We start from the raw sequence: 12,616 nt of genomic DNA on the forward strand, positions 1-12,616 counted from the left end.
GGCGGCCGTCCGCCCGTGAAGCCCTTACACTCCTGAACCATCCGCGAAACGACGGGAGTTGCGGGATGGCACACGACGGCAGTGCGAGGGACCGGATCGACACGGGGCGCGCGCACTCAGCGCGTGTGTACGACTACATTCTGGGCAGGCACTTCCTCTAAACACACCCTACCCATCACCTGCCCGTGCCGAACTCAGCTAGCCCTAGCGCTCGTCTCAGACATGTGGACGAGCCCCCCAACCTCAAGGGTTAGGGGCTCAAACAGTGACAGCGTGGCCAATCCGGTGAACTCTCTCGCCACAGCTACTTGGTCAGACCGGTACGCTTGGCCATCGCCATGAGGGAGGGCCTTGTGCGTTGATGCATGACAAACAAGACCCGCAAAACCTCACGGCTCATGGGGTGAATCTCCGTCATTTGCGGGGACACCTCGAACGCTCTCCTCAGTGCCGCTTCCGCACCAGCGAGATCCTTTACGGCAAGGCTGGCACGCGCGACGTCAATATAGAAGCGGCCGATCCTGCCGGGCCCGAGGCCAACAGGCATATTCTTGAGCATCGGCGCGGCCATTTCTACAGCCTTGTGGGGCTGCTCCATCTCGACAAGGGCGGCCAACTCGTAGAGTGCGGTGTTTCCTGCACCGAAGGTTAGATTGTGCTGGAGCAAGTCACGGGGAAGCTGAGCAGACAGACCTTTCGCTCGAAGCAGATGCGATCGCGTCGCGGTCTCTTCTTTCTGCCGGGACGCAAGAACCACTCCACGGAGATGCAGAGCACCCAGCACGGTCACGTACTCGGGCCCTTCACCTCTGGCATTCTCATATTGACTGATGGCCCGCTCAACAATCGCTAGGCCGTCACCATATGCACCCGCACTCTGATGAGTTCCCGCTTCATTCCATGCAGCGGCGGCTTCCGCTGTCGGATTCCATGTGCGCGATGCCGCCCACTGCTGGCGGGACACGATCATGTCGGCGAGATCCGGTTGACCGAAGCGGTGAGCCACTGTGTACGCGCACCCGTAGAGGTCTGCTACCTGTCCCCATGCGACGGCGTCGCCACCCGCATCCATAGCAGTTGCTGTTGCCTGCCCCAACAGCGTGGGCAGTTTGCGCGCAAGCTCTAGATACTTTGTGCCTGCACGGAGTCGTGCCGCCTCTTCAAGGCCAGCCGCAAGGTCCTCACGAGACGGCGTGTCTTCGGAAGGCAGAGTGTGCCTCCGCACTGCACCACGCAGCTCTTGAATGAGATCTGCTTGCTCGGATGGGTCAGAGAAGGGCTCACCATTGATGCGTGCCGTAGTCACGTGTAGTGCTTTGGCAGCACTTGCCACCACGGTCGGCGTTGCCGGGCGAAGACCGGTCTCGATCTTGCTCAGGTACGAGAGAGTGATGCCCATCTCTCGACATAGCTTGGCCTGCCCCATTCCCCGCACCTTACGCAGGACTGCAATGTTCTCCCCTGGCGTGGGCTTCTTCTCCATAGTTTCACTCTCCCACGCGCAAGGACCCTTGACACCACAACTCGACGCGGACAACGCCAGGTTGTGCATGTCTTGTGCTAACTGATCTTGAACCATGGTAGTTGGCTGGTCACAGACAGCGAGCCGAAGAGGACGGCGAACGCCATGACAGACCAGAATCACCAACAGAGTCCACATCCTTGGGTCGGCTTCCACGCTATCGGGGAACGCGCGGTCTCATCAGCGCTGGACTGGCCGCCCTGTCTGTGCGGACAGTCAGTGTGCCCGGACTCAGGAGACGAGGAAGCCGAGGCTGACCCCGTCCGCCCTCGGGCCGAGACTGGCTCCCCCGCACTACAGGAACTGCGGGAGCGTGTACATCAGATGAACCGAGGCAGGCGGTTGCCGTGACGCGTGTGCCTGTGTGGCCCGCACTCGCCTTGCGGATTGCCGAGGTCCGGTTGCGGCAGTGGTTCCCCCGGCTGATGTGGTACGTGACAACGCCCCGTGCTGAGCGTCTGGCGTTGTTGCCAGAGTTGCAGCGTCTGGAGTCCGATCCTGCGTTCGTCGCTGAGTTCTGCGCGTACCTCGATGGCGCGCTGGTGCAACGGCAGATGGACGACGCATTCGCCGAACTGGTCCGGGCGTTGGAAGACCATGACGGCCCGTGGGAGCCCGGCACTTCCGGGTAGACCGCCGCTAGAAACCGGCTTGAGAGCCGATTGGCTCTCTCCGGCACAACTGAAAGCGCCCCGACAGGCCGGGTAGGACCGGCCCACCGGGGCTCCGACCGAACAGCTACAGAGGAGCTGATCGACCGTATGCGCGATCCTATCGTTCGTGCACTGGGCTGGGTTCTGGCACTCCTGCCCTGGCCCCTGCGCACTGAGCCGGGGCGGCACTCCGCCCGGTACCTGAACGGGCCTGTCGCTCCTGAGCCCGTAGCGGTTGACCCGTGGTCCGGGCCCTGGACGGGGCCGACCAAAGAGCAAGCCCGCGCGATCTTTCAGCAGCAGTCGGAAACCACGATGGAACTCCGGCTGAGGCAACGTGAGCGGCGAAGGGTGCTCCACTACGCGACTCGGGGCGTTGATCTCTCGTACGTCTACCCGGGTGCTCCGTTCCCCGCTACCGCGTTCCGCGATGGCCAGGGGGTGAACCAATGACCCGCGAGAGCTTGACCGCTGAGCCCGTACCCTTCGTGGGCGCGCGCTGCTTCTGCTGCCACCGCGTGACCGGCGTCCCCGTAGAGGTTGGCTTCGGCCTCTGCGCGACCGCGCCCGATGTGCCTCGGTACGCCTGCCCCGACTGCGCCCTGACGGCCACCCCAGGGGCCGACGCGGACGAATGGCTTCTCCTCCCCAGGGACAGCTGACGGGTTGCCGCTGCAAGCTCCGTCTCTGTCGGCGGGGGGAACGAAATCCGGCGCGTTCCTGAGACTCCATTCCCGCCGGGCATCTGTCAGCGCCCCCTCAGACGGGGAGACATCCCGGCGGGAACGACACCGGGTCGTTCGGCTGCTGAGATTTCCCATCCTCGACGGCCGGGCGACCCGCCCCCTGGAAATTCCTCGCTCTACATTTCGGAAGGTTAGTTCGGATGACATCGCAAGAGGTACGGAGGATTTGCGGGGCGACGGCTCTTCTTCCGTCTGACCTTGTTCCGCTCGTGGATAGCGTTCTCCCCGATCCACATCCCGAAGAGGCTGAGGTGTCCATTTCCTTGGTGTGTGATCTGGAGGAGCATGAAACGGGCCTCCATTTCGATGCGGTACGGTGGCCGCTCAGTAGAGACGGCCGAGGTGTGTGGACTGAGTGGGTCGAAGGATGCGAGCCTGAGCGGCTGTTTGTGGCTCGGGCCTGCGGGCGTCGTCTTGGCCGGAGCACCTTCGATGAAGGGGGCTGTGTGTTGTTCCGTCGGCACCCTGGCGGGCACTCATTCGAATTGTGTGACCCGGCGTGGGACGCTTTCTTGAACAGCCCGGATATTGCAGCTCTCAGGGGGCTACCTCAAGTCGTCGAACTCAAGCGGCTTCTGTCTGAGAACGGTTTACTCACTGGTGACCTGATCCCGGATGAATCCGCCTTCTCTCAGGTCCTGTTCCCCGATCGGCCGAAGGTGCGTGCTGGCCGGTCTGAACGCTTCAAGTGGTGGCTTTCCAAGTATCTGCGGAACCGCAGAGACAGGGTGACCGCGCGGTCCTGCAATCAGGAGCGCAGGTAGGTTGCCGCAGAGCCGGAACGTGTATGGGCCTCCCTGAGAGGGTCCTTATGTGTTCTTCTTCGAGCGTGGGGCGGCCCCCTTCATCCTGTTCTTGCAAACAGATGAAGGGGGCCGCTCGCGCATGGGCTGAATCTAGTTGATCTGCATGCACGTTTCAGGCTTCAGGTGTCGGCTGCGCACCCATCCTGATGTGCCTTCCTTGAGTCCGGACGTGGTCTTGGTGTTGGTGGTGACCTTGTACCAGTGACCGGACTTCTTGGTGGCCCTCACCCAGTCTCTCGGGGAGAGCAGACCGAGAGCGACGCCGTTGGGGCTCGGCTTGTTGCGCAACTTGACGGTAGTTGTGGGGTGGTACCCGCACTTGTTGAACTTCTGCGCGTGTGGGGCCGTGGCGGGGTTGGCGGCGTGGGCAGGGGCCAGCGGGCCAGGCAGCGTGAGTACAGCCGCTGCTAACAGGGCCGTTGTGATCATCTTTCGCATGGCCACTCAACGGTCCCGTCTGGGTGGGAAGTTACGCCTCAGGAAAGTGGATCACTCCTACGTGGGGTTGCGCCTGTCGTGAGTCATGCGAATAAGTCGTTGCCTTCCCCAATCTCACCCCTCCATACTCACTACTCGTCAGGATATGTTGCGTCCGCATAAGTGGGCGCATGCACGAGACGACGGAGAGGGCTTCGATCATGCTGAAGATGAGGGTTCTGTGGCTGGCGGTGCTGGGGATCACCCTTGGCGTGCTGGTGGCGACGTGTGCGGTTCCGGCAAGGGCGTCTGCCGTCACGGCCACGCCGGTATTGCAGTCGGGTGCGGTGTCGTACTCGGCGAGGGTGTCGACCCCAAGCGTGGACGGGCTGCGCCTGCGTTCCCGGCCGGGCTATTCGGGCCGGGCGAAGGGTCTGTTGTACCGGGGCGACTGCATGGTGAGGAGCGGTCACCGGTCGGGCCCGTGGGTTGAGGTGGTGGTCTGGTACCGGGATTCGCGGACCGGCCTGCGACGGGGGACCTGGGGGTGGGTTCACAGCGGATACCTGAACTGGATGACGATCTACCGCCGGTAGACACGGCTGGTTCGGTGCGCCGGTTCCTCTCTTCAGCTAGAGGGGAACCGGCGTTCGATATTTTCGTTGCATTAGGGATCGCAAATTTTTGGATCTTGAGGCTTGCAATTGCTGAGGGTAAGCGTTTCTTCTGAGGACCAATCACCTGAACCTGGTATGTGATGGATCGAGTTGTGACACGTCGTAGGCGGAATGGGTGTACTCTCTTCACTCCCTGTACAGGGGTAATGGCTCTATGGTTTGCTGTAGCAATGATCTTCATGGGGTTGAGGCCCCTGCGGGGAGGTGCCGGGTGAAGGATGTAATGCCGGGGGTGTCAGACGACAGTCCTGGGGATGCGGTCTGGGTGCGTGGTGAGGATTACCTCACTGGGTGGCGTGCTGCGGCGGTGGCTGCGGATGAGGTGAACGCGGCTTTCGCGGCTGCGGGGCTGTCGCCGGATGAGCTGCGGGCGGTTCCCAGTACGGGCGCGGGCGGGGAAGGGGTGGTGCGGTTCCGAGGGTCGCCGGTGGGCGCGGAGCGCGCGGCCTGGCTGCTGCGGCTGGGGACCTCTTCACTTTCGGCGCGGCGGAGGGCGAGGGGTTCGGGGTGACCTCGTGGCCGTGTGGGTCTGGTGGGAGCTGTGGCCGGCGGGGAGGGGCTTTGGGCGGGAGCTGCCATGGGGCGAGAGATCGGGGGCCCGTAAGCTTCCGCGACTCGGGCAGTCCGTGGACCTGCCCGCAAGGCCCGAGATGGGCCCCCGATCTTCGAGGCTCGCCCCATGGTGGCTGCCTAAAGCTTCTCCCTGCCGTCCACCCCAAGCCACGATGGGGGTTGCCCCAGCAACAGCGGTGCGACCGGCGGACAGGGAGGAGGGGACATGCCTAGGCGTCATCAGGTGGGCCGGACCTTCTACACCAGCAGGCGGGGCAAAGTGCGGGTGTTGGAGGACGAGAAGGGCCGTCAGTGGCTGACGTGCACCGGGTGCCGTCTCGACCGGTTCGCGCCGGGGGTGTCGTCCGCATTCTTCAGGGCGCGGGATCACGCTGCCGAGTGCGACCGGTGACGGACTCCCGTGGATGCCCGCTGGCCGCGCTGATGCGGTTTCCTCTCACTGTTCAAGGTGTGGATGCCGGGGGCGGGCGCTGGCCGCGCGGCAGGGACCGGCGGAACGCCGCAGCCCTGCCGCTGGTGGCCGGGCGTCCGGCGCGCCGCAAGGCGCGCCCTTGAGTAAGTGAAGGAGGTTTGGACCGATTCAGTTCCGGCCTTTGGCTGGGGCCTTCTCGGGGATGACCCGGAACCGGAACTGCACGTGGGCGGCGCTGGTCCGCGTCTCCTCAAGGATGAGCGGGCGGCTTTCAGCGGTGCTGGTGACGCGTCGGGTGACGAGCACGGGGGCCCCGGCTTCGGCCTGGAGGCTGGAGCGTTCATCGGGTAGGGCAATGTGCGCGGAGACTGTCTCGGACCATGTCAGGGCGTGCCCTGCCTCGGTCAGGAGCGCGTAGATGTCGGCGGGGTCGGTGTCCGGGTTGAGGGCAAGGAGGGTGTTCTCGTCGGCGACATCGAACGGGATCACGGTCCGGTGGGCCGCGCGTGTTCCGGTTGCAGGATCGGTGAGCAGGCGGTCCACGGCGAACGCGGCGGCCTCTTCTTCCCGTTCAAGGGTGGCGGCGTCCTCGGCGGTCAGGTGGGTACGGATGATGGCCGGAGCCTCGATCTCCGTCAGGTCTGAATCAGGCGTGTAGCGCTTGCCGGTGCGCCGGACGGTCCTGGGCAGGGTGAGCCCTGGGGTGCTGCGCTGGGTGACGAATGAGCCCTTGCCGTGGTGGCTTTCGACCAGTCGCATATTGCGCAGCTCGGCTACGGCCTGGCGGACCGTGGGGCGGGACACGCCGTAACGCTCCATGAGCTGGGTCTCACTCGGGAGCTGGGCACCGGGTGCGTACTCGCCTGAAGCGATCGCGTCGGCCAGTCGTCCCGCGAGCTGTACGTACATGGGGTCCGGTCGCGTGATCTCTCCGGGCATCGGTCCTGCTCTCCTCGTGGTCAGCCGCCGTGAGCGGCCGTTGTCAGTGCCTCATGATACGGGGCACATAAGCCCTGCACTCGTCAGGATATGTGTTTGCCTTTCCCGGACCAAGTGTGGCTACACTCGATACTCATCAGAACAAGTAACGTGCGAGTGGACAGGTGAGCTTGTCCCCGCTGAACCGGAAAGGGCAACAAGATGCAGAGCATTCCTGTGGACATGGCGCGGCTGGGGCCAGCGCTGTGCGTGGTGCCACCCGAGCCGCGTGTGAACAAGGAGACAGGGGAGATCCGCAAGAACCGGGATGGCGACCCCGTGTGGGTCATCGGCCTGGCAATCCGTCAGAAGAACACCCGACGGACGGACATGATCGAGGTGGCCGTCTCCGGTGAGCCTGAGGGACTGACTGAGGGCATGCGGGTCTCGGTGGTCGACCTGGTAGCCGTGAGCTGGGAAATCGACGGACGCAAGGGGACGTCGTTCCGAGCGTCTGCCGTTCGCCCGGAGAGCGCTGCCCCGCCTCCTGCGGCCGGTGCCGGTGGGCGGGCTGCCAAGTCCGGCGGTGGTGCTCAGTGACAGCGGAACTCGTGGTGTGGCTGGTTACCGGTGCCCTGTGCCTGGGGCTCCTCACCCAACCGGCCTGGGCTCACCGGATGGAGGCCGCTCCCTGGCGGTGGTATCTGATCGGGTTTCCGGTCGCTGTGGTGCGGGTGCGGTGGACCTGGCGTCGGCTGTGCCAGGTCACGGACTTGGCGGTGACTCGTAGGAACACTCACGCGGTTGTGGGTGACTTGATGATCAAGGGCGCGGCACTGCGGCCGATCGCTCCGAAGCTGGGGCCGATCCGGGCCATGCGCGGGGGGTTCACCGCTCAGGTTCGGCTTCATCCCGGGCAGACTCCCGCTCAGGTCATCGCTGCCCGTGACGCTCTCGCACATGCCTGGCGGGTGTTCTCAGTGCGGGTCATCTCCCCTGAACGCGGACACGTCCTCGTGATCGCCACTGCACGCGACCCGCTCAGCGACTCGCCCGGAGCCCTGCCCGCGCACAGGTCCCGGCTGCTGGCCGCGCTCATCGGCCGGACAGGCGACGGTGCCGCGTGGACAGTCGACTTCCGCCGGATCCCTCATTGGCTCGTCGTCGGGGCCACGCGTACCGGGAAGTCCAACTGGATGGCCACCCTGGTAGCTCAGCTTGCGCCACAGCGTGTCGCACTGGTCGGGATCGACTGCAAGGGCGGCATGGAACTCGGGCTGTTCTCACCCCGGCTGTCCGCTCTAGCGGCATCCCGGAGCGAGGCGGTACAGCTCCTGAACGCCCTGCTGACTGAGGCGGCGTACCGGATGATGGAGTGCCGTACTGCGGGAGCCCGGTCCATCTGGGAGCTACGGGAGGAGCTGCGGCCCGTGCCCATCGTGGTGCTGGTCGATGAAATCGCAGAGCTCTACCTGTCGGACGGCAGCAAGGAAGCACGGGCCGAGTCCGCCGAATGCGCAACGGCACTGCTGCGGCTTGCTCAGCTCGGGGCAGCGCTGGGGATTCACCTGGTCGTGGCCGGTCAGCGGTTCGGCTCGGAACTCGGACCCGGTGTAACTGCGCTGCGGGCCCAGTTGGGCGGTCGGGTCTGCCATCGAGTTCATGACCCTGCCACAGCGGAAATGGCACTCGGGGACCTGTCTCCGGACGCGGTCTCGGTCGCGCAGAACATCCCCGAGACAGAACCCGGGGTCGCCGTGACCACGGTTGACGGGCACTGGCTGAGGGCCCGGTCCCTTCTCACCACACCGGAATCGGCCCGGGCCTGCGCAGAAGACAACGCGCACATCACCCCCCGCCTGACCGTCCTGGCCGTAGGAAGTGAGCAGTGAGCGAAGAGACGGCCATGTCCTTGATGCTCGTCTTCGGCATCATGACCCTCCTTCTGGTCCGCTCACGTGAGATCTCCTGGTGGCAGGCACTGGTGATCTTCCTGTTCGGCATCTACGCCGCGCTCACCCCCCTCGTCTACACCGTGACCGGACTCGTGTCCTGGTTCATCGAGCGGTTCACCGCCTAAACCCCACCCTCGGAAGAACAGAGGTACCCGCCTATGCCGACCCGCTACATCCGCTGCCGTGTGTGCCTGCGTATCCGCCTCCGTACCACTGGCGGCAAGCTCCGGCGCTGTACCTGCGCACGGCGCAGGCCCCCTCAGCACTGACCGCCTTCCCGTCCTAAGAGCCCAGACAAGGAGCGTCCTGTGACACCCCACCCCAGCCAGCCCAGCCCAGCCCCATGGGCGACACCCAACGAAAGGTCACCACCTGCATGAACCGCACTCCCCGGCGCCCCGGTCCCTCAGTACCGGGGCGCCTCCCTCTCAGCGACACCGAACGCGACCTGGTCCGCCTGGCGCAGGATCCCGGATTCACACGCTGGCTGGAACAGATCCGCTCCACCGGCGGGTGCTCCCATCCCGTCTACCTGGCTGGATACACCACCACCATCCAGATCCATACCGGCGCGATCCTGCGCCACTTCACCACCGAGACTGAGCCCAACGGGCGACTTGCGGTCCGGTGCCGCAACCGGCGCGAGTCCGTCTGTGAGCCGTGCTCACGTCTGCACTCGGGCGACACTTTCCATCTCGTCCGCTCGGGGCTTCAGGGCGGCAAGGGCACCCCACAGACGGTTGCCTCGCACCCTCGGCTCTTCCTCACCCTCACCGCCCCCTCCTTCGGCCCGGTGCACCGTGTGAGCGATCACACGGCACGCTGTCGCCCGAGGCGCGATGGCGGGGTCTGCGAGCATGATCGCCCCCTCGGCTGCGGCCTCGTCCACACCGAATCCGACCGCGCGGCCGGACAGCCACTCTGCCCCGTCTGCTATGACTACTGCGGACACGTCCTGTGGCACGCGCACGCCGGTGAACTGTGGTCCCGTACTGTCCGGACCATTCGCCGTCGCCTGGCGACCACAGGTGAAATTCCGCAGTCCTGCGTCAGCGCACATGTGCGGCTGTCGTTCGCCAAGGTGGCTGAGTATCAGCGGCGGGGAGCTGTCCACGTTCACTCTGTCATCCGGCTTGACGGCCCGGACGGGCCTGGATCGCCTCCGCCCTCCTGGGCTACGCCCGGAGTCCTCACGAACGCTGTTCGGGCGGCTGTCGCATCTGCGGAAGTCCCCATGGCCTACAGCCCTGCCTTGGGTGAACAGGTTTTCCGGTGGGGGCGTCAGATCGATGTCCACCCGATCCGGACCGGCAGCGGAGGCGACACCCCCGTGACCGATCAGGCAGTAGCCGCGTACGTCGCGAAGTACGTATCCAAGTCCGTCGGCGACACAGGCGGCACCGATCACCCCGTCTCAAGCCTCGACGCGATTGACCTTCTGCCTGCGTCACCGCACATTCGGGCGCTCATGGCCCGGTGCTGGCGGCTCGGAAGCCTCCCCGCCCTCGAACACCTGCGGCTGCGGGAGTGGGCTCACACCCTCGGCTACAGGGGCCACGTACTCACCAAGTCTCGCCACTACTCGACCACCTACGCCCAACTGCGGGCCGACCGTGCCGCGCACCTGGCCGGGCAAGCCGGAACCATCCCCCTCGACACGGCACCGGGCACCGTGACCGAGCGGGACTGGCGCTATGTCGGAAGCGGGCACACACCAGGTGCAGCAGAGATTGCGGCGGGAATCGCGGCAGACCTCGCCACCCTCCGGGACATCCAACGAGAGATCCGGATCACCGGGGGCCCGGATGGCTGAGGCCGTGGGCTGGTTCCACTACGAACGCCCTGCGACAGGCAAACGCGTCCAGCCGTTGAAGCACTGGCGAGTGACCACCAGCTATCCCCACATTGCCCGTCAGGTGGCACGACGGCTCGGCGGTGCTCTCCAGACCTGGCAGTCACCCGGACCTGACCGCCTCGAAATCCTCACCACTACCGCCACCGTGCTCATCCACGTGGACGATGTGACCGACCGAGCCCTGACCTTCAGACTCCCCACCACCACCCCCGGCACCATCCCCGGCCCGTTTCTCCTCTGTTTCCCCACCTGGACACTCCCCGAAGTCATGGGGAACGTGACACCCCCGAACGACACCGAAGGAAACACGGTCCATGAACTAGCCCTGACCACAGCGGAATTCAGAACGCGCAACGGCATGCACCTCTGGTACACGCGCCCTCTGCTCACCATCCCCGTTCCCTGACCAACCGCCCACAACCCGAGAACCCCCGGAGAAGACTCCCCGGGGGTTCTCGATTACCCAGATCTTCGCTAAGCGGCCCCGCCCAGCGGCGTCGTGAACGGGTTCGCCGACGTGATCACCAAGCGCTCTGCTGCACCTTCCGGGAGGAGAACCACCCTCACAGAGAATTCAGCGAGCATCAGACGGCGCCCTGCCTCATCAGAGGCAACCCACTTGTCCGCCACCGTTCGCCCAGTCGGCATCAGACGCATAGCGGCCGGACGCTCGGGAAGGGCCCTGAGTTCGCCGATCTCACGTCCCATCCGCGCGTATTCCGTGCGGAACCACAAGGTGTCAGCGTCTGAGTCGTAAATCCCTGCCTTGCGGTCGCTCTTCAGCCGCTCGCGGTCCGCCTCAAGCTCCGCGATCCGTGCCGCATACCCAGTGCCAGGGTCGAAGGTCCTCTTCAGCTCCATTGCGCTCCCGTGCCGTGCAAGGAACCAGGTCTCCACTTCCGCATCCATCAGCTCCATGTACATGGAAGGCGCGGGCTTGCAATGCTGGGACACGACAATGCCACGCACCCGAGCAGTACATCCCCAGGTGAGATGCGCCGCCGTGCCACCGCGCCACAGCTTCTGTGCGCAGTTCCCGCACCAGCCAAGCCCACTCAGCCGGTAGTCCCTCCTGGGCGCACGGGTGCTGCCGTGCCTGCGGCGCGGAGCGAGTTTGGCGACCAGTGCGGCCCGAGTCGCCCGGTCCCACATCGGCGGCGCGATCTGCACCGGATGCCCATCCGCTCCAAGAACCGGCTCCCCCTTGTGCGTGAGGTACCCGACCGATGCCCACGACGTCAGAATGTGTTCCACAGTCTTCGGCGTCCACGGGGACCCCAAAGGCTCCTTGCCGTACAACACCCGCAAGTGATCCTTCGGAGAAAGCTCACCCGAACGCGTAAGCCGAGCAGCCTCAGTAGCCCGAGTGACCATGCCCGTCTCGTCGGCAAGGATGCGGTCCTTCATCTCCCGTGCGACGGCCGTAGCGTGCTCGTGCACCCCCAAACCAGTAATCGGCCCGTTGGGGAAGCTCCGCACAAACATGTACCCATAGGACGGTGCACTCTTCTTCCGCCCCCGCTCACGCGCCCTGACCGTGTCGTCCTGGTTCCGGGTCCGGACCGCCCGGTGTTCCATCTGGGCTCCCAACGCCTTAATGGCAAGCTCTTGCTCGTCGCTGGGACTGTCCAAGTCCCACAAGCCGACATGATCGGCTGTAACAAGCTTCCTGCCCTGCTCGTGGTTGGTGTGAGCAGTGTTCAGAATATCCCGGAGGTTGCGGCCGATCCGGTCGACGGCGCTCCCCGCAATCCCGTCATACGGCCCCCTCTCGTCACGAAGCCAAGGGCCGAATCCCGGCCGCGTCCTCGGGTCCGTAGCGCCCGAGACCTCCATGTCGTCCGCCCACGCAATGATGTGACCCCCAACCGCTGCAACGGCGCGGATCGTCTTCTCAGCCTGCTTGGCCGGGCTGTCCGTCGTGTCTGACTTCCTCGACAGACGGCGCATGCCCAGGAAGCACCTGCCACACCCGTCATACGGCGTGCTCTCCGGCTCCGACTCACCAGCGGAAGTCATCGACATGCCCTTGATGGTCGTCACGTTGCCCGCTCCGTCTCCGCGCTGTCTGCGCTTAGCGGA

Annotated in this window: 12 protein-coding genes; 8 read left to right on the top strand and 4 right to left on the bottom strand. The window is 65.1% G+C overall.

The genetic code is table 11. The features are described from left to right. Nucleotides 1-304: 304 nt before the first annotated feature. On the bottom strand, nt 305-1,483 hold the full coding sequence (locus ACIBCM_RS27735; protein WP_399247800.1) for a helix-turn-helix domain-containing protein: 1,179 nt from the start codon (nt 1,481-1,483) through the stop codon (nt 305-307). A 395-nt stretch (nt 1,484-1,878) separates the two neighbouring features. Here ACIBCM_RS27735 and ACIBCM_RS27740 point away from each other — a divergent pair, with 395 nt between their 5' ends. Then, the gene (locus ACIBCM_RS27740; RefSeq protein ID WP_399247801.1) at nt 1,879-2,154 is read left to right on the top strand and encodes a hypothetical protein; all 276 of its coding nucleotides are present in this window, start codon (nt 1,879-1,881) and stop codon (nt 2,152-2,154) included. Nucleotides 2,155-3,817: 1,663 nt separating this feature from the next. Here the strand turns inward: ACIBCM_RS27740 and ACIBCM_RS27745 are convergent. Next, nucleotides 3,818-4,015: a hypothetical protein gene (locus ACIBCM_RS27745; RefSeq protein ID WP_399247803.1), complete on the bottom strand. Its 198-nt coding sequence runs from the start codon at nt 4,013-4,015 to the stop codon at nt 3,818-3,820. A gap of 320 nt (nt 4,016-4,335) precedes the next feature. Here ACIBCM_RS27745 and ACIBCM_RS27750 point away from each other — a divergent pair, with 320 nt between their 5' ends. Together ACIBCM_RS27750 and ACIBCM_RS27755 are read left to right on the top strand one after the other, a co-directional pair. Beyond that, complete coding sequence (locus ACIBCM_RS27750; RefSeq protein WP_399247805.1) at nt 4,336-4,740, top strand: SH3 domain-containing protein; 405 nt, start codon at nt 4,336-4,338, stop codon at nt 4,738-4,740. A gap of 859 nt (nt 4,741-5,599) precedes the next feature. Further along, a complete protein-coding gene (locus tag ACIBCM_RS27755; RefSeq protein ID WP_399247806.1) occupies nt 5,600-5,785 on the top strand; it encodes a hypothetical protein in 186 nt (61 codons plus the stop codon). A 189-nt stretch (nt 5,786-5,974) separates the two neighbouring features. On the opposite strand, the gene ACIBCM_RS27760 is transcribed toward ACIBCM_RS27755, so the two are convergent. Next, nucleotides 5,975-6,745: a GntR family transcriptional regulator gene (locus tag ACIBCM_RS27760; protein WP_399247807.1), complete on the bottom strand. Its 771-nt coding sequence runs from the start codon at nt 6,743-6,745 to the stop codon at nt 5,975-5,977. A 201-nt stretch (nt 6,746-6,946) separates the two neighbouring features. Between ACIBCM_RS27760 and ACIBCM_RS27765 the strand changes: the two genes are divergently transcribed. From ACIBCM_RS27765 to ACIBCM_RS27785, 5 genes are all read left to right on the top strand, one after another. Then, entirely contained in the window at nt 6,947-7,324 is a 378-nt protein-coding gene (locus ACIBCM_RS27765) for a hypothetical protein (protein ID WP_399247809.1), read from the top strand. A gap of 416 nt (nt 7,325-7,740) precedes the next feature. Continuing rightward, on the top strand, nt 7,741-8,616 hold the full coding sequence (locus ACIBCM_RS27770; protein WP_399247811.1) for an FtsK/SpoIIIE domain-containing protein: 876 nt from the start codon (nt 7,741-7,743) through the stop codon (nt 8,614-8,616). After that, nucleotides 8,613-8,804, top strand: coding sequence for a hypothetical protein (locus ACIBCM_RS27775; protein WP_399247813.1), 192 nt, complete (start codon nt 8,613-8,615; stop codon nt 8,802-8,804). The genes ACIBCM_RS27770 and ACIBCM_RS27775 overlap by 4 nt, the downstream gene beginning before the upstream one ends. 251 nt (nt 8,805-9,055) lie before the next feature. Further along, a complete protein-coding gene (locus ACIBCM_RS27780; RefSeq protein WP_399247870.1) occupies nt 9,056-10,492 on the top strand; it encodes a replication initiator in 1,437 nt (478 codons plus the stop codon). After that, entirely contained in the window at nt 10,485-10,940 is a 456-nt protein-coding gene (locus ACIBCM_RS27785; RefSeq protein WP_399247815.1) for a hypothetical protein, read from the top strand. Before ACIBCM_RS27780 ends, ACIBCM_RS27785 begins: the two co-directional genes overlap by 8 nt. 68 nt (nt 10,941-11,008) lie before the next feature. Here ACIBCM_RS27785 and ACIBCM_RS27790 read toward each other — a convergent pair whose 3' ends face one another. Continuing rightward, nucleotides 11,009-12,577 (bottom strand): recombinase family protein, encoded by a 1,569-nt coding sequence (locus ACIBCM_RS27790; protein ID WP_399247817.1) that lies wholly within the window; start codon nt 12,575-12,577, stop codon nt 11,009-11,011. Between the last annotated feature and the right edge of the window lie 39 nt (nt 12,578-12,616).

This window comes from Streptomyces sp. NPDC051018 (assembly GCF_044456085.1).
Lineage (GTDB): Bacteria > Actinomycetota > Actinomycetes > Streptomycetales > Streptomycetaceae > Streptomyces.

Bases quoted from the DNA above. Each gene is read 5' to 3' on its own strand.
- ACIBCM_RS27765 (WP_399247809.1), top strand. From the start codon at position 6,947: ATGCAGAGCATTCCTGTGGACATGGCGCGGCTGGGGCCAGCGCTGTGC.
- ACIBCM_RS27735 (WP_399247800.1), bottom strand. From the start codon at position 1,483: ATGGAGAAGAAGCCCACGCCAGGGGAGAACATTGCAGTCCTGCGTAAG.
- ACIBCM_RS27760 (WP_399247807.1), bottom strand. From the start codon at position 6,745: ATGCCCGGAGAGATCACGCGACCGGACCCCATGTACGTACAGCTCGCG.
- ACIBCM_RS27750 (WP_399247805.1), top strand. From the start codon at position 4,336: ATGCACGAGACGACGGAGAGGGCTTCGATCATGCTGAAGATGAGGGTT.
- ACIBCM_RS27785 (WP_399247815.1), top strand. From the start codon at position 10,485: ATGGCTGAGGCCGTGGGCTGGTTCCACTACGAACGCCCTGCGACAGGC.
- ACIBCM_RS27755 (WP_399247806.1), top strand. From the start codon at position 5,600: ATGCCTAGGCGTCATCAGGTGGGCCGGACCTTCTACACCAGCAGGCGG.
- ACIBCM_RS27780 (WP_399247870.1), top strand. From the start codon at position 9,056: ATGAACCGCACTCCCCGGCGCCCCGGTCCCTCAGTACCGGGGCGCCTC.